This window comes from Mycobacterium sp. IDUB_37 (assembly GCF_055419245.1).
This window is the reverse complement of the sequence record NZ_JBVAXG010000006.1, coordinates 277,363-293,917: the sequence shown is the minus strand read 5'-3', so window position 1 is coordinate 293,917 and position 16,555 is coordinate 277,363. Positions and strand designations below refer to the sequence as shown.

Below are 16,555 nucleotides of genomic sequence, written 5' to 3'. Positions count from 1 at the left end.
CAAGTTAGTTTAACGTAGATTAGAAATTGCCGAGCGCGCTTGGATTGGGGAAGGTGGTTGCCGAGACCTATGACAGTGGTGCTGAGCGAAATTGCCGACGGGATCGCGTGGATCACGCTCGATCGTCCCGAACGAATGAATGCCATCACCATCGCGCTGGGCAACGAACTCGAGGCCGCCATTCGCGAGGCCGGCAACGATCCTGAGGTGAACGTGGTGATCATCCGGGGCTCCGGCGGAAATTTCTGCGCCGGCGGCGATTTCGACGAAGTGGAGTCGCTGCGCGCGGCGGGGCCTGATGAGCTGCGGCGACTGTTCTCGGCATTCCGCGGTGCTTGCGACGCCGTTGCCGGCGTGGAGGTCCCGGTCGTAGCCGCGGTCGAAGGTGTGGCAATGGCGGGAGGATTCGAACTGATGCAGGCCTGCGACATCGTGCTGGTCAGCGAGGATGCCCGGGTCGCCGACAGCCACATCAACTTCGGCATGATCCCCGGTGGTGGCAGCACCCAACGGTTGGCCCGACTGGTCGGCCGCCAGCAGGCGATGGGGCTCATCCTGTCCGGCGACCGGATCACCGGTACTGACGCGGTGCGACTCGGCCTGGCCTACCTTAGTTTTCCCAACACCGAATTCGACAACCGCATCCGGCGTTTCGCTACTGATCTGGCTGGGCGCCGGCGCGACGCAGTCACGTCCGTCAAGCGCCTCGTTTACGCCGGCCTCGACGTTGGGTTAGCCACGGGATTGGAGGACGAAATCGCTTCCGTAGTCGACCACATCTGCGGACCGGCCGAAAAGGCTGGGACGACGGCTTTTCCGCATCGAGGCGGCAAACTATGAGCGCCGCGGAACCGCCGGTCACTCTTGACGTTGCGAATGGCATTGCACGGCTGCGTCTGAACCGGCCCAAGGCATCCAACGGGATGAACGTTGAACTCCTCAAAGCGCTGCACGAACAGTTGCTGACCTGTCATGCCGATCCCGCAGTGCGGGTGGTGTTGCTGACAGGCGAGGGACGCAACTTCTGCGCCGGCGGCGATGTCCGCACGTTCGAGTCCAAAGGCGCTGCTCTGCCGGACTACCTGCGCGAGGCGACGGCCTGGCTGCAGTTGGCCACCGCCGCCCTGATCCAGCTGCGGGCGCCAGTGGTGACCGCCGTGCAGGGATTCGCCGCCGGCGGCGGCGGGCTGGGTCTGGTCTGCGCATCCGACATCGTTGTTGCCGCACGCTCGGCGAAATTCTTCTCCGGCGCGGTCCGGGTCGGCATGGCGCCAGACGGCGGCTCGTCGGTCACGCTGGCCCAACTGGTCGGTTTGCGTCAAGCGCTGCGGATCCTGCTGACCAACCCGACGCTGACCGCGAACGAGGCACTCGAGATCGGGCTGATCACCGAGGTCGTAAACGATGATGACTTGCTCAGCCGCGCAGAACAGCTTGCGAGCGAGTTGGCAGCGATGCCTGGCCGGGCGCTGGCCGCAACAAAACGGCTGGTGTGGAGCGGTCTGGGATCATCGGTAGAGCAACGTCTGGCCGAGGAGGCGCATACCGTCTCCGAATTGTCCGGGACAGCTGACGCTTTAGAAGGTCTGAGGGCGGTCATCGAGCGTCGCGCACCGAAGTTCACCGGCCAATGACCAACGGTTGTGTGCTGGTCGAAGACCGCGGTGCGGTGCGGGTCATCACGCTGAACCGACCCGACAAGCGCAACGCAATCGACATTCCGATGCGGCTCAAACTAGCCGAAGAGTTGCATGCCGCCGATGCAGACGACGCGATCAGGGCGATCGTTATCACCGGAGCCGGTCCGGCGTTCTGCTCTGGCGGCGACATCACCTCGATGGAACCGCTGCCGTACGAGCCGGCTCTGAAACGGGTCCAGCTGGCACAGAACGTGATTCGTGCGATCTGGGATACGCCCAAGCCGGTCGTCGCTGCGGTGGAGGGCTCCGCGTACGGCGCTGGTGCCGCGCTTGCGGCAGCGTGCGACCGTGTCGTGGCGGCCCGCGACGCGCGTTTCGCGACGACGTTCACCAATGTCGGTCTGGCCGGCGACATGGGCGTATTTGTCTCGCTGCCGACCCGAATCGGCATCGCCCGTGCCCGGCAGATGCTGATGATGCAGACTCCCATCAACGCCTCCGCCGCGCTGGAGATCGGGCTTGTCGATGCGCTGGCCGAGCCGAGAACCGTGTTGGAGGCTGCGGTGACCGACGGCACGCGGTTGGCGACCGGCCCTGCCCTGGCGTATGGGGCGATCAAATCCCTACTCGCGGTGGCCTCCACGCTGAGCCCGATGGAGGTCCTTGATCGGGAGGCTGAGAACCAGGCGCGACTGTTCGGCAGCGATGACTTCGCCGAGGGGGTGGCGGCGTTTGGTGCCAAACGTCCGCCGAAGTTCGGAACGGTGTCGCGATGACCGCGCAAGCCGGCAGTCGCTACGAGCAACTGATCAAACGGGACAAGGTCCACGGGTCGCTCTATACGGACTCGGCCATCTTCGCCGAGGAACTGCGCAAGATCTGGTATCGCACTTGGGTTTTCGTCGGCCACGAAAGTGAAGTGGCCCAACCTGGCGACTATGTGCGCAAACGGCTGGGGCTACAGGACATCATCATGACTCGCGACCGCGATGGGCAGTTGCATCTGCTGCTCAACCGGTGTGCGCACCGCGGCAACCAAGTATGTGCCGACGCCAAAGGAAATTCCTCGACCCTCCGCTGCCCCTACCACGGTTGGACATTTCGCAACACCGGTGAGCTCGTCGGCTTTCCGTTTTTCAAGGGCTATGGCCGGCGTGAACTAGACCTCGCCCTGGGACGCGTGCCGCGCGTGGAGTCCTACCACGGCTTCGTGTTCGGCAGCTTCGCCGCGGACGGCCCCGACCTGGCTGAGCATCTTGGCGCGGCCGCCGGTGAGATGGACCGGCTGGCCCGGCTCTCGCCCGAGGGGAAAGTCGGGCTGACCGCGGGTTGGCTGCAGCATCAGACCCGGGCGAACTGGAAACTGTTGGCGGAGAACGAAACCGATGGATACCACCCGCAGTTCGTGCACGGGTCCATATTCGGTGTCACCGGCAGCCCCATTGGAGCTCTCTACAGCGACTCCTCTACCGCCGTGACGCGCGACCTCGGCGACGGCCACAGCGAGAACGACCTGCGCCCGGAGTTCCGCAAATTCGCCGAGCCGTTGCGCTGGTTCGGCACCAGCGAGGACCGGATGCCCCAGTATGTCGCGGCAATGCGGGCTCGTTACGGGGGAGAGGCCGAACAGATCCTCATCGAGGGCGGCCCCCACGTGATGATCTTCCCGAACCTGTTCATTGCCGAGATCCAGGTCTTCAACATCCAGCCGGTGCAGGTCGGCGAGTGCATCCAGTCTTCTACCGCCGTCCAATTGGCCGGCGCGGCCGAGCTCAACAAGCGGATGGTGTCCCAGTGCGTCGGCTCCGTCGGACCCGCGGGCATGCTGCTCGCTGATGACACGGAGATGTATGAACGCAATCAGCTGGGCCTGGAGGCCCTGACCCCCGAGTGGCTGGACGTTCGTCGCGGTATCAACCGGGAACGCGTCGACGAGAACGGCTTCACCATCGGCGGGGCCACCGACGAGACGGGCATGCGCGGTTTCTGGTCGCACTACAAGGCACTGATGGAGGCGCAATCGTGACGAGCATTGTGGACGACTCCACCACACTGGGTCCCGTGCCGGACGGCTACGACCGCTGGGAGGTAGAACAGTTCCTCTACCGGGAAGCCCGCTACGCCGATGAGAGCGACTACGACGCATGGGAAGCACTGTGGACCGACGACGCACTCTATTGGGTCCCGGTCGCGTCCACCGAGGACCCAATGCACACGATGTCGGTCGTGTACGACAATCGCAATCGCATCGCCACCAGGCTCAAGCAGATCCGCACCGGAAAACGCTACGCGCAGTCACCGCCGTCCAACCTGCGGCGGTTGCTGTCCAACATCGAATTCCTCGGCGGCCGAACTAATTCCATCGGTGGCGACGACCTGGAAGTGGGTGCCAATTTTCTGGTGCTGGAGTCGCGAGCCCGTGGCACCCACCTATGGGGAGGCCGGGCGACGTATCGGTTGCGGCGCCAGGACGGTGGGTTACGGCTCGCCTACAAGAAGGTCGTCCTGGTGGACAACGATCGGCCGATTCCGACTCTGGGCTTCCTGATCTAGGCCGATATGACGATCGAGTTCGGAGACAACGACAGTGTGCGGGTGCCGGGTCAAGGGCCGGTGGTCGGCAATGAATTCGCGCAAATAGCAGTCGATTTCGACACGGCGGGCAACGCGCCACGGCTACGGTTGGAGGATCTGCGGTCTGGCGGGTGCGCTATCTCGACGCGCTGGAGTTGGAGGCGATCATCTGGCTGTCCGAGGAGCGTCTGACTGCGCTGATGGATCCGTCTGCCGGGCGCTGGCGCGACGACCTTTGATGTCGACTGCCGCAAATCAGACGCGGGGTACGGTGGCGAACCGACCGGAATCAAGTGCGTCCAGCAACTGGCTGACGATCCACTGCAGGGCCGGCTTGTCCGGCGCCAGGGTTGCCTGCTCGTAGCCCACCAGCAGATACACCGCCCAGTCGGCAAATAGCTGCGCCTGCCGCTCGTCGCGAAGGATCTCCACCGCGCATTCACAAAGAATTTCGTGGCGTTCCTTGTCGACCGCCACCTGCACCGCGAAGACAGTCGCATCGGCGCTACTCCAAGAGCGGATGGCGGCCTCGGCGCCATGTGGCAGGTTCAAGCCGATGTCGATCATCCGGTCGATCCGTCGTCGTGGATCGGGTTCTGTCCGAATCCATTCCACCAACCGGACGGTGTTGACCTGGCGCCAGTGCTCCACCAGTTCGCGGGTGTACGTCGGCCAGTTGTGAAAGTAGTGATAGAAGGAGCCGGTGCTGACCCCGAGCCGGCGACACACTTCCGCCAGTTTGAGCCCCCCGTAACCCAGGTCGGAGAGCACTTCGAGTCCCGTGTCGAAGTAGTCCGCCCGGACCACGACGCTCGCCATGCTGCGACTGTAGCCGGTCACCGCAGACCAGAGTCGCCTTGACGGCACACCAAAATCGAATCTAGATTCAACAACGGAGTGATTGCAAAGGACGCCGGGGGAGGCCAGTTGGTTCCCGACATCGACGCGCGACGACAAGCGCTCCGCCGGCGCTTCCCGGTATGGCGAGCGCAGACCCTTGCGGAACGTCTCGATGAATGCACGATTCAGTACGGGAACCGACCGCTGGTGCTCAGTGACGACATCGCACTGACTTACGCTGATGTGGCAACGCAGTCCCGGCTAATGGCCGACGGTCTTGGGGCGTTGGGGGTACGCCCGGGGGATCGGGTCGGCATGGTCATGGCGAACTACCCGCAATTCGTGACTCTGAAATTCGCGATTGCGCGGGTCGGGGCGATCGCCGTGCCGTTCAACTACCTGTACCGCCGCGACGAGATGCGCTACGTACTCGACGACTCTGCATGCCGGGTTGTCATCGTAATGAGCGGTTTTCGTGGCATCGACTACCAATCCATGCTGGACGCGATTGTGCCCGGCTGGGATTCGCCGATACCGGAGGTGCCGTGGCGCGTGGTGCTGCTCGACACCGATGGTCTTGCCCGGCCGGGCTGCCTGACGGTGCGCGGTCTTTCCCGGCTGGGCGCCGAGAACTGCGGCGCCAGTGCCAGTTTCGTCGTCGATGCCGATGATGTCAGCGACATGTTGTACACCTCCGGCACCACCGGTTCGCCGAAAGGAGTACTGGTCACTCACGATGCAGTGCTGCGCACGGCGTACGCGTCGGCGCTGACCCGGGCCTACGAGGACGGCCGGCGAATCCTGTTCGCGCTGCCCTGCTATCACATGTTCGGGTATATCGAAGGGTTGCTCTCGGTGCTCTTCGTTGGTGGTGCGATCATTCCGCAGACCACCTTTGCTGCCGAAAGTTGTTTCGCCGGAATCGAACGGCATCATGCCAGCGACATGCTCTGCGTCCCCACCATGGCTGTCGCAATGGTCGAAAGCGCGGCGCGCAAGCGCTACGATCTGCGTTCCCTGGCAGCGATGTTGTGCGGTTCGGCGCCGGCACCGATCTGGTTGTGGCAGCAGATCAGCGCCGACTTCGGCGTCAGCGAGATGGTCACGGGGTATGGCATGACTGAGTGCGGTGGCGCGATGACACTGACGCGACCCGAAGACCCGTTGTCGCTGACGGCCGAAACCGCCGGAAAGCCGAAAATGGCTGGTGTCGCTTCGGTTCCGGGCACCGATGCTCTCGTCCTGTACAAGGCGGTAGATCCTGAGACGGGCCAGGATCTGCCCGCCGGGGAGGAGGGCGAGTTGGCGTCATCCGGCCCGACCGCAATGTTGAGGTATTGGAACCGACCCGAAGAGACTGCGGAGACAGTGCGGGCCGGCTGGCTCTTTTCCGGCGATCTCGGCCGGGTACGTGCCGACGGGTACCTGCAGGTGACCGGCCGTCGCAAGGAGCTCTACAAGAGCGGCGGCGAACTGGTGATGCCGAAAGAGATCGAGGATCTGTTGGCGGCGCATGACCAGATCAGCCAGGTCTTCGCCGTCGGTGTCGCCGACGACCGCTGGGGTGAGATCGGCTGCGTCGTAATAGTTCCGGTGCCCGACGCGACCCTGACCGAACAAGATGTACTGGACCGGTGCCGGGAGAAGCTGGCGCGCTTCAAGGTGCCCAAACGGGTCGTGTTCTACCGTGCCGAGGAGCTGCCGACCACGCCGACAGGCAAGGTGCAGAAGTACAAGCTGGCCCAACAACTCGCCTCGGCGACGTCGGAATAGCTAGCTACCATAAGTCAACTTATGGTAAGTTGCGGTACAGAATCGAATTGAAAATAAATTAAGGACGATCATGGGTTTCCGGGATTCGGCGGAGGTCACGAAATACATCGGCGGGATCTTCCAGACGGCATTCGACGATCCGGAGATCGGCCCGAAACTCATTGACACCGGCCTAGTTGTGGCGTTCGACTTCACCGATCCCAAGGCCCTCGTCGTCATCGACATGGCTAACAAGTCGGTGCGCGAAGGCATGCCCGGCGGTCCGGAACCGACCGCGACGATGTCCATGACCGCAGACACCGGAAACGGCTACTGGCAGGGCAAGGTCAATCTGCCGCTGGCCATGGCCAAGAAGACGATCAAAGTCGAAGGCAGCATGGGGAGCCTGCTCAAATTGGCGCCGCTGGGCAAGAAGCTCTATCCGCGCTATATCGAACGACTGACCAGCGACGGCCGCGACGACCTGATCGTCTAGACGGATGTTATTAACCGACCGGCCGCCGTTCGATACGGTCAGCATCTCCTCGCGGGACTTCTGGGCCCGCAGTTTCGACGAGCGCGAGCAGTCGTTCAAGATCCTTCGTGACGAGCGGCCGGTCAGCTGGCACCGCCCGATGGAAGGTTCCATGATGGAGCCCGAGATCGATGGTGTCTGGGCAGTCACCCGCCACGAAGACGTCTGCTACGTCAGCAAGCACCCGGAGATCTTCTGTTCCGGGCAGGGAACCACATTTGAGGCCGTACCCGAAGAGATGCTTGATGCCGCACAGTCGTTTCTGGGCATGGACGGCGCACGGCACGCGAGCCTGCGGCGGCTCGTCCGCTCGGTCTTCACCCCTCGGCAGGTGGCCAAGATCAAGGACCAGATCGATCATCAGGCCAGATGCATCGTCGATGATCTGCTCGCGACCAGGGAGGGCGACTTCGTCCAGCAGGTGTCCAAGCGCCTACCGATGTGGACCATCTACGACATGCTCGGCCTGCCCGAGGACGAGCGCGAGGATGCGGCTCAACTGGCTGAGGGCATGGTGGCGTGGGCCGACCCTGAAGTCGCGGCCGGTCGTGAACCCGCTGAGGTGCTCACCGATTCGTTGGTCGGATTGCTCAACATCGGGATCGGCTTGGCCGAGCGGCGACGTGAGCACGCGCAGAACGATCTGATGACCTCGTTGGTACAGGCGGAGATTGACGGGCGGCGGCTGACCGACGATGAGCTGGGTCCGTACTTTGTGCTGCTTTCGGTAGCGGGTAACGACACCACCCGCACCACCACCACGTTCACCACCATGGCGTTGCAGCAGTTCCCTGAGCAGAAAGCGTTGCTGGAGAAGGACTTCGACGGGCACGTCAAGGTCGCCATCGATGAGTTCCTCCGCTGGACGTCCCCGGTGATGACGTTCCGGCGTACCGCCACCCAGGACACCGAACTGGGTGGTCGTCGCATCCGCGCGGGTGACTGGGTCACCATGGTCTACTCGTCGGCGAATCGCGACCACCGGGTGTTCGCCGATCCGTACGAATTCGACATCACCCGATCGCCCAACCCGCACGTCGCCTTCGGCGGCGGGGGCGCACACTTCTGCATGGGCGCTTTCATGGCCAGAATGCAGCTGGAATCGATCTTTCGTGAACTGATCTTCCGGGCGCCGAACCTGCGCGTCGGTGAACCCCGATATCTGACCGGAAACTTCATCACCGCAGTCAAATCCCTGCCCTACACCCTCGACTAGGAGAGCCATGGCCGACTTTCTGGGTAAGCGCTACGTCGTCACCGGTGCGGCATCAGGCATCGGTCACGCAGTCGCTCAGCGGTTGCTTGCCGGGGGCGCCGAAGTGCACTGCTTGGACCGCAACCGCCCCACGGCTGCTGTGACAAGCCACGTTGAGGTCGATCTGGCCAATCCGCACAGCATCGACACCGCCCTCGAACAACTGGACGGCGAATTTGATGGTTTGATGAATATCGCCGGAATCCCTGGCACCGCACCCGCGGATCTGGTGTTGGCGGTCAACAGTCTCGCGGTGCGTCACCTGACCGAGTCGTTCTTCGAGCGCCTCAAGCCAGGTAGTGCCGTCACGATCGTGTCATCGACCGCCGGGTTCGGGTGGCCGCGGCGGCTCGACGCCATTCGCGACCTGCTGGCCACCGACACTTTCGAGCAAGGGGCCGCGTGGTTCAAAGCCAATCCCCAGCAAGGCAATACGTACAACTTCTCTAAGGAAGTGACCACGGTCTACGCCATGATGATGGGTTTGGCATTGGCCGAGATGGGATTTCGCATCAACGCCGTGCTACCCGGCCCGGTTGAGACACCGATCCTGGTCGACTTCGAAGAGTCGATGGGCAAGGACACCCTCGATGGACTGAAAGGCCTACTGGGACGGCATGCCGATCCCGACGACATCGCCACAGTAGTGCTGTTTTTGGCCTCCGATGATGCCCGCTGGGTGAACGGCCAGGCGCTTGCCGTCGACGGCGGAATCAGCGGTGCGGTGGGCAGCGGCGTCGTGCCGGCCCCCGAAATCTAGCGTCCGAAATCAGCGGCGCTTTCGGCAATAGTATTGAACGATGCCTAGAAAACCTGTTTCCGCCGGCTCCAGCGGTGAAGGCACCGAGTCGAAGTCTCAACGCACGCGTGCGCGGATACTCGATGCTGCCGCGCATGTGCTGAGCGTGAACGGCTTCGCCGGGACGCGACTGACTGACGTCGCTGAATACGCCGAAATCCAGGCCCCGGCAATTTATTACTACTTCCCGTCCCGCGAGGACCTCATCGAGGAGGTCATGTACTGCGGGATCAGTGACATGCGAAAGCACCTGCAGAAGACCTTGGATGCCCTGCCTCCGGAAACCGCACCGATGGAACGCATCATGGCCGCCGTCGAAGCGCACCTTCGGCACGAGCTGGAGTTGTCCGACTACACCACTGCGTCGATCCGCAATTCCGGTCAGATCCCGGACCGGCTCAGTGCCCGGCAGAAGAAGGAAGAGGCCGCCTACGGGCGGATCTGGCGAAGTCTTTTCGCCGATGCAATCGCCGACGGCGAGATCAATCCCGACCTGGATGCCAAGGTGGCACGACTGCTGGTGATGGGGGCACTGAACTGGGCGGCCGAATGGGCGGACTCTCGGCAAGGATCCGTCGACACCATCGTCGCCAATGCGCAACTGCTGGTCCGCAGTGGTCTTGCGGCAACCGGCAGATCGACATCGGGAGGACGGAAGCCGGCCGTCACGAGGCAGCGGCTGAGGAAGACCACGGCACGGTAGCCAGGCCAAATATCAAGCCGGAATTTCAGATTCGAGCTGTCCAATTGTTGCGAGCCGCGAAACCGCGCTGGCCTTCTTCTCCACGTACATCAACTCGTCGGCGCGCGCGAGCAACTGGTCCACGGTCGCGGTGTGGGCGGCAGGTGCTTCCACCAGACCAATGCTGGCCGACAGGCGGTACGGGCGGCTACTGACTTTGTTGAATTGCTCGAACGCCTGAACCAATCGGCGCCTGATGGCCGCGGGGTCGCCTTCGGTGACCAGCACCAAGAATTCATCCCCACCGATCCGGGCCAGAATGTCGGATTCGGCCAGCGTGTTGCGCAGCACGGCGGCGACGTCAGTAATCAATGTGTCGCCGACGTCATGACCCTGCTCGTCGTTGACACATTTGAGTCCGTCGATGTCGAGGAAGGCGAGGACGCAGTCGCGGCGATGGCGACGGGCGATGCGGAGTTCCTGCTCGGCCAGCAAGTAAAAGCCGCGACGGTTGCTGAGCCCGGTGAGTTCGTCGGTGACTGACAGCATTCGGATCTCTTCGTTGGCCTTTTCCAACTCGGCCGTGCGATCGCGCACCCGCTGTTCGAGTTCGGCCGCGAATTGAACGTTCTCCATCGCGATCGAGGTGGAATCGGCCAGTGCCTGCAGCAGCCGAACTTCCTGCTCCGAGGGCGGGTGCAAGTGGCCCCAATAATTGCCGATCGCCCCGATCGGCTCCAGCTTCCGGATCGGAACCATCACCAGACTGCGGACGAACGTGGGCCGATAGATGCCTTGCGGGATGCGCGGGTCGCGGTAGATATCGGCAATCACGGCCGCCTCGCGGTTGATCATCGCCCACCCGCTGATACAGGTTTCGATCGGGAACCTGCTGCCCTTCCACAGCGGTGCTATGGCTTCTTCGTCGACGTAGTAACACTTGTCGTCGTCGCGCAGCACGAAGGTGGCGCCGTCACAGCCAGTGAGCTCACGCGCCGATCTGCGGACGATGCGCTGGATGTCTTGCAGGCTGCGGGCCAGCGAAAGCTCCTGGACGGCCCGCAACAAGCGCTCCATGCCCTCGACGTAGTCGGAGACGGCGAAGCAATGCTCCGGTGCGTACGAGGCGCCCGGCACCGACAACCGCTCGGCGTCCATACCCACCTCCGTACCCTTTGCCGCGCTCGAGACGCGGCCGCCACGGCAGCGCGGTATCGCAGCAAAGGCAGCTTACCTGGCGTAAGCAAGGCCGAAGGTGTTGTTGACAGTGTTTTCAACCGCAGTGCACAGGGTCATGCATTGCTGATCGTGACGAGCCGCCGGGCAATCTCGACGAGCCGGACGTTGGCTTCCTGGGATAGATTCCTGAGCAATGCGAACGCTGAGTCGGCGCTGATGCCGAACCGCTCCATGATCATGCCTTTTGCCTGGCCGATGACGTCGCGAGTGTCCAATGCTCTTCTGAGGCCGTCGGTTTCGGTTCTGAGCGAGTCATTCTCGATCCTGAGCGCTTCGTGTTCATAGAGCAGATCAGCCGCGCCGGCAAGTGCTGAGAGCATGTGGAGTTGCAGGGCGGTCGTTCCGGTGGACTCGCCGGCGAAGTCCAAGGCCAAGGCGGACAACGCGTCGCGCAGTGACGTGACCGGGCTTACCCGGTGCAGGATCCCGTACTGCTCTCCCTGATCGGTCAGCGCGGTATTACTGCAAGCCCAGAGCTTGGGCAAGAAGAACTCAGGATTGCGTGGATCGCTGATGTCGTAGCGCACCAACGGCATATGGTCGGCGCCACCGCGACGCAGCGCCGATTGGATCGACCTTTCAAGCTGGGATGTTCCGCTGGCCTCGGGATCGCCGGGATCGTCAGGGAACGCGTCAAAGAGAAATTCACCAAGCAGCGCGGCGCGAGGGCGAAGGGCTAAGCGCTCGAACGCGGCATTGATCGCGCGGATCTTCAGATTAGGGTCCAGCAACATGACTGCGTTTTCCGACGACTCCGGTACCAGCGCAGCCGCTATGCCTCGGTAAAGTTCGTCTTCCACCATTTTGATTGCCATCTCCAACGTTGGGTTCAGTCAGAGATTTGTACCCACGACGGCCGGAAAGGCTACCGGCAGCGACATAAGTCACACGTCGTAGTACAGCTCATATTCGAACGGTGTCGGCCGGAGACTGGCCGGTGCGATCTCGTAGGTGCGCTTGTAATTGATCCACGTCTGAATCAGGTCGGGGGTGAATACGCCACCCTCGGTGAGGTATTCGCTGTCTTGTTCAAGCTGATCAATGACAGACGCCAGTTGGGTGGGAGCCTGCACAATGTCCGCGGCCTCGTCTGGCGGCAGGTCGTAAAGGTCTTTGTCGACCGGGGGTGGGGGCTCGATCTTGTTCTTGACGCCGTCCAACCCGGCCATCAGCATCGCCGAGAAAGCGAGGTAGGGATTGCCAGACGAGTCGGGACAACGGAACTCGAGGCGTTTGGCCTTCGGGTTGTTGCCGGTGATGGGAATTCGGACGCATGCGCTCCGATTCCGCTGGCTGTAGACCAGGTTGATGGGAGCCTCGTAGCCGGGAACCAAGCGCTTATAGGAATTGACCGTGGGGTTGGTGAAAGCGAGCAACGACGGTGCGTGATAAAGCAGACCGCCGATGTAATGGCGGGCGGTGTCCGACAGGCCGGCGTACCCCATGGCGTCGTACATCAGCGGCACGCCGTTCTTCCATAACGACTGGTGGCAGTGCATGCCGGAACCGTTGTCACCGTAAAGCGGCTTGGGCATGAAGGTCACGGTCTTACCGGCCTGCCAAGCGGTTTGTTTAACGATGTACTTGTACATCTGCAGGTCATCGGCTGCATGCAGCAGGGTGTTGAACTTGTAGTTGATCTCGGCCTGTCCGCCGCTACCCACTTCGTGGTGGCCCTTTTCCAAGACAAATCCAGCGTTGGTCAGATGGGTCAGCATCTCGTCGCGCAGGTCGACGTAGTGATCGGTGGGGGCGACCGGAAAGTAGCCGCCCTTGGGCCGGACCTTGTAACCGAGATTGGGGCTGCCGTCTGTCTCGGTCTCCGCTCCGGTTTTCCACCATCCCGATTTCGCGTCCACTTTGTAGAACGAGGTATCGGTGCGCGAGTCGAAACTCACCGAGTCGAAGATGTAGAACTCGGCCTCTGGTCCGAAGTAGGCGGTGTCGGCGATGCCGGAGCTGATTAGATAGTTCTCGGCTTTGCGAGCGACATTGCGAGGGTCGCGCGAGTACAACTCGAGGGTGAACGGGTCGTGCACGAAGAAATTCAGTATCAATGTCCTGGCGCTCCGGAAGGGGTCGATGGTCGCGGTTTCCGGGTCGGGAAGTAGCAGCATGTCTGATTCGTGAATCGATTGGAACCCGCGAATCGACGAGCCGTCGAATGCCAGACCTTCCTCGAATACGTTCTCGTCGAAGGCGTAGATCGGGATCGTGAAGTGTTGCATGGTGCCGGGCAGGTCGCAGAAGCGGACGTCGACATACTCGATGTTTTCGTCCTTGGCGAGCTTGAAGATGTCGTCGGGCGTCTTCTCGGACACGACGGTGCTCCTCTGGTTGATGATCTGCCCACTGACGGCGAACCTAGCCCGCCACGATCCTGTTCGCGACCGGAACGACCCGTCCGGCGAAATATTCTGCGCCATCACTTTTCACGTTGAAAACAGCGCACAACACGTTTGGCATACGCCCTGACTATTTCGCTTACGTGACGGAGCCGAGTCGAATGTGTTGCACCGCATGAAGATCTGACCACTAAGGGCGAATGGCCGAGCTGGCCGGTCCTGGATTTGGGTGATTAGTCCTGCGGGACAACAGCGTTGGACTCCAATTCTGGCTGCTCCGGTGGCGTGATTTGTGCTGGTGCCCGATAGTCATAGGAAAGGAATAGAAACGAGTGATTGCAGGTGCCAGCAGAGGTCTTTCAATTCCATCGCGAGATCATCGTCAGCGGTGATGACGCGCTGTCGAGGACAATCGCCGAGGAGTTGAGGGGCGCCGGCGCGCGGATCATCAAGATCAGCACGGCCGCCGATCTCCTCGGCGCCGGGGTGCACCGTGCGCGCGCCGTGGTCTGCGCCGGCCCCAACGACGCAGTCAATCTCGAAATCGCTTTGTTGGCGCGGCAATACAGCCCCCATGTCCGCGTTGTTGCGCGATTGGCCAACAACGTCCTGCGCGATGCGGTGGCCAACGTGAGCGGCCCAGGTGCAATCCTGGACGTCGCCGAGCTTGCTGCGCCGTCGATCGTCGAGGCGGTCCTGTCGCGCAACGCGCATCAATTCGAAACGGCCGGCATTGAATTCGTTGTCTGGGGCGCCGAGGCGCCGCACGATGGGACGCTGCGGGAAATCTACGCTGATCTCGCGCCGGTGGCGGTGGTGCATGGCAAGCACTCACCGGTCCCCGGCGAGGTAGTGCCCTGTCCGGGCCGTGACCTGCAGGTCTACGCGGGCGACTGGACCTCCATGATCGGCGTGAAAGACGAATTGGAAGCCCGGGGGATCGCCGTGCCTCCATCGTCGGCCACGCGCTCTCGCCACTCGCGGGTGCGACGCGTGATCGATGGCACCCGTGCGATGCGCGACGACCTGAACCCGATGGTCTATCCCTCGTTGGCTTTCGCCTTATTGCTGACGCTCGGTGCGGCCGCCGTCGTGCGGTTCACCTACCGCAATCCGCGGATGTCATGGATCCACGCCCTCTACTTCGCCACCGAGACAATCACGACGGTGGGCTACGGCGATTTCAGCTTCGCGCAGCAGTCCACCTTCCTCCAACTGTTCGCTATCGGGTTGATGGTCGGCGGTGTGGTGGTGAGCGCTGTCGTTGTCGCTTTCCTGGCCGACCTGCTGCTATCACGGCGTTTCGTGCAAACGGCCGGGCGCCGTCGGGCGCGTCATCTGCGCGACCACATTGTGGTGGTGGGACTGGGTTCGGTCGGCATCCGGGTGGTGAGCGATCTGACCGCGGCCGGATACGACGTCGTGGTCATCGAGCGCGACGAGGACAACCGTTTCCTGTCCACTACGGCGGAACTCGATGTGCCGGTCATCTTCGGAGACTCCCGGATGCGCCAGACTCTGGAGGCAGCGCGGGTCGACCATGCCCGCGGGGTGGCCGTCGTCCAGCACGACGATATGGAGAACATCGAAACCGGGATCGTGCTGCTGGAAATCCTGGGCTCCGATACCAACACCCCCATCGTCATGCGGGTTCAGGGCCGGGCGCTGGGCGCTGCGGTGAATCGGCAATTCGGATTCGAAAACGTGCGATCCATCGTCGACCTTGCGGCCCCCTGGTTCATCGGCGCAGCGATGGGTCTTCAAGTGTTGGGGACATTCTGGGTTGGGCAACGCTCATTCATGGTCGGCGGAATGCTCGTGGCGGAGGGCAGTGAGCTCGACGGATTGCGGATGCTCGACTTGTCCACCCAGACGCGCGTCATCGCGATCATCCGACCCGAGGGGCCGATCCGGTTGCGCCCGCGCCGCGACGCGCTGCTGAAGGCCGGCGACACCGTCTACCTGATCGGGCCTTATCGCGAGCTGATTGCGACGCTGCGCAAGGGCCAGCCGCCGCCGATGACCGCGATCAACGGCGAGCGCTCGGCGACGCTGGCCGCGGCGCGTTCGCTGCGCGGACCGCGAACCCGACCGCCCAGGTGGGCGCAGGAGGCAGAAGTCTGAGCACCGGAAAGTCGTTGAATAGCAACAACATCTAATTGGTGACGGCCATCAGTCTGTGGCTGGCGTCCCAGGCCTGGACGAACACCGCCAACGGGATCTGCTCGTCAGCCCCTTGGCGGCTACCGCTGTCGTTGAGGTGCACCGTTTCGCTGCCGGTGTCGATACCGGTGACCACCACGGAGTGGTTGTGCATGGGATTGCCGTTGTTGTCCCAGTCCTCGACTGGCTGGCGCCAGATGATTTCGGCGTTGACGCTGGCGGTTACTTTGCGGCCGGCGCCCAGCGCCTGCTCGATTCCCTCGACGTCGCCATTGACGATCACGGCGCCCACGTTGTACAGGGCCAGCAGCGCCGGGATGTCGCGAAACCAGCTGCCCTCGCCGGAATTCCGGTTCGTGGGGTCGGCCGGTCGGGTGTAGATCGGGTACGCGCCCTGCGAACTCGGGGTCGATTGGGCCATGTCGATGATGTCCTCTTCCGACGGCTCCCGGCCGGTGACTTCGCCGACGACATCGGCACTCGACATCAGGACGCAGTCGTCGTAGTACTGCTGGTGGCGCCAGTACTTGACTGCTGCCGCCGGGTCGCCATAGATAGGGCCGGACGTCGCGCCGGCCGGGCCGGCCAGTCCAAGAATCACGGCACCGGCGATCACAGCGGCGGCGGCGGTCTTGGTGATGGTGAAACTGACCGTTCTCATCTTGCTCTTTTCTCCTCCGCTCTGAGGCGGCCGGTGAGGAAGGCTCGCACGTTCGCCTTGTCGTTTTCTA

General features: G+C 62.7%; 16 protein-coding genes and 1 pseudogene. 12 read left to right on the top strand and 5 right to left on the bottom strand.

The window, feature by feature from the left end; genetic code table 11:
- The first annotated feature begins 69 nt into the window (after nt 1-69).
- From ACZY1I_RS21605 to ACZY1I_RS21580, 6 genes and pseudogenes are all read left to right on the top strand, one after another.
- The gene (locus ACZY1I_RS21605) at nt 70-840 is read left to right on the top strand and encodes an enoyl-CoA hydratase/isomerase family protein (protein ID WP_463756893.1); all 771 of its coding nucleotides are present in this window, start codon (nt 70-72) and stop codon (nt 838-840) included.
- On the top strand, nt 837-1,634 hold the full coding sequence (locus ACZY1I_RS21600) for an enoyl-CoA hydratase/isomerase family protein (RefSeq protein WP_463756891.1): 798 nt from the start codon (nt 837-839) through the stop codon (nt 1,632-1,634). Before ACZY1I_RS21605 ends, ACZY1I_RS21600 begins: the two co-directional genes overlap by 4 nt.
- The gene (locus tag ACZY1I_RS21595) at nt 1,631-2,416 is read left to right on the top strand and encodes an enoyl-CoA hydratase/isomerase family protein (protein WP_463756889.1); all 786 of its coding nucleotides are present in this window, start codon (nt 1,631-1,633) and stop codon (nt 2,414-2,416) included. Before ACZY1I_RS21600 ends, ACZY1I_RS21595 begins: the two co-directional genes overlap by 4 nt.
- Complete coding sequence (locus ACZY1I_RS21590) at nt 2,413-3,666, top strand: aromatic ring-hydroxylating oxygenase subunit alpha (RefSeq protein WP_463756886.1); 1,254 nt, start codon at nt 2,413-2,415, stop codon at nt 3,664-3,666. Before ACZY1I_RS21595 ends, ACZY1I_RS21590 begins: the two co-directional genes overlap by 4 nt.
- On the top strand, nt 3,663-4,193 hold the full coding sequence (locus ACZY1I_RS21585; RefSeq protein WP_463756883.1) for an aromatic-ring-hydroxylating dioxygenase subunit beta: 531 nt from the start codon (nt 3,663-3,665) through the stop codon (nt 4,191-4,193). The genes ACZY1I_RS21590 and ACZY1I_RS21585 overlap by 4 nt, the downstream gene beginning before the upstream one ends.
- 6 nt (nt 4,194-4,199) lie before the next feature.
- Nucleotides 4,200-4,453: pseudogene (locus ACZY1I_RS21580) on the top strand (hypothetical protein).
- A 16-nt stretch (nt 4,454-4,469) separates the two neighbouring features.
- On the opposite strand, the gene ACZY1I_RS21575 reads toward ACZY1I_RS21580, so the two are convergent.
- On the bottom strand, nt 4,470-5,033 hold the full coding sequence (locus ACZY1I_RS21575) for a TetR/AcrR family transcriptional regulator (protein ID WP_463756879.1): 564 nt from the start codon (nt 5,031-5,033) through the stop codon (nt 4,470-4,472).
- A gap of 78 nt (nt 5,034-5,111) precedes the next feature.
- Here ACZY1I_RS21575 and ACZY1I_RS21570 point away from each other — a divergent pair, with 78 nt between their 5' ends.
- The 5 genes from ACZY1I_RS21570 (at nt 5,112) to ACZY1I_RS21550 (ending at nt 10,098) form a co-directional block, all read left to right on the top strand.
- On the top strand, nt 5,112-6,827 hold the full coding sequence (locus ACZY1I_RS21570; RefSeq protein ID WP_463756876.1) for a class I adenylate-forming enzyme family protein: 1,716 nt from the start codon (nt 5,112-5,114) through the stop codon (nt 6,825-6,827).
- Between the two features lie 70 nt (nt 6,828-6,897).
- On the top strand, nt 6,898-7,302 hold the full coding sequence (locus ACZY1I_RS21565) for an SCP2 sterol-binding domain-containing protein (protein ID WP_463756872.1): 405 nt from the start codon (nt 6,898-6,900) through the stop codon (nt 7,300-7,302).
- Between the two features lie 4 nt (nt 7,303-7,306).
- Complete coding sequence (locus ACZY1I_RS21560) at nt 7,307-8,557, top strand: cytochrome P450 (protein ID WP_463756869.1); 1,251 nt, start codon at nt 7,307-7,309, stop codon at nt 8,555-8,557.
- A gap of 7 nt (nt 8,558-8,564) precedes the next feature.
- Complete coding sequence (locus ACZY1I_RS21555) at nt 8,565-9,356, top strand: coniferyl-alcohol dehydrogenase (protein WP_463756867.1); 792 nt, start codon at nt 8,565-8,567, stop codon at nt 9,354-9,356.
- Nucleotides 9,357-9,396: 40 nt separating this feature from the next.
- Nucleotides 9,397-10,098: a TetR/AcrR family transcriptional regulator gene (locus ACZY1I_RS21550; RefSeq protein ID WP_463756864.1), complete on the top strand. Its 702-nt coding sequence runs from the start codon at nt 9,397-9,399 to the stop codon at nt 10,096-10,098.
- A 12-nt stretch (nt 10,099-10,110) separates the two neighbouring features.
- Here the strand turns inward: ACZY1I_RS21550 and ACZY1I_RS21545 are convergent, their stop codons facing one another.
- From ACZY1I_RS21545 to glnA, 3 genes are all read right to left on the bottom strand, one after another.
- Nucleotides 10,111-11,235: a GGDEF domain-containing protein gene (locus tag ACZY1I_RS21545; protein WP_463756862.1), complete on the bottom strand. Its 1,125-nt coding sequence runs from the start codon at nt 11,233-11,235 to the stop codon at nt 10,111-10,113.
- Between the two features lie 134 nt (nt 11,236-11,369).
- Nucleotides 11,370-12,131 carry an ANTAR domain-containing protein gene (locus ACZY1I_RS21540; RefSeq protein ID WP_463756860.1) on the bottom strand — a complete coding sequence of 254 codons (762 nt, stop codon included), beginning with the start codon at nt 12,129-12,131 and terminating at the stop codon, nt 11,370-11,372.
- Between the two features lie 69 nt (nt 12,132-12,200).
- Nucleotides 12,201-13,637, bottom strand: coding sequence for a type I glutamate--ammonia ligase (gene glnA, locus ACZY1I_RS21535; protein WP_463756858.1), 1,437 nt, complete (start codon nt 13,635-13,637; stop codon nt 12,201-12,203).
- A 366-nt stretch (nt 13,638-14,003) separates the two neighbouring features.
- Here glnA and ACZY1I_RS21530 point away from each other — a divergent pair, with 366 nt between their 5' ends.
- Nucleotides 14,004-15,785 (top strand): NAD-binding protein, encoded by a 1,782-nt coding sequence (locus tag ACZY1I_RS21530; RefSeq protein ID WP_463756855.1) that lies wholly within the window; start codon nt 14,004-14,006, stop codon nt 15,783-15,785.
- Between the two features lie 31 nt (nt 15,786-15,816).
- Here the strand turns inward: ACZY1I_RS21530 and ACZY1I_RS21525 are convergent, their stop codons facing one another.
- Entirely contained in the window at nt 15,817-16,485 is a 669-nt protein-coding gene (locus ACZY1I_RS21525) for a C39 family peptidase (protein WP_463756852.1), read from the bottom strand.
- Nucleotides 16,486-16,555 lie beyond the last annotated feature (70 nt).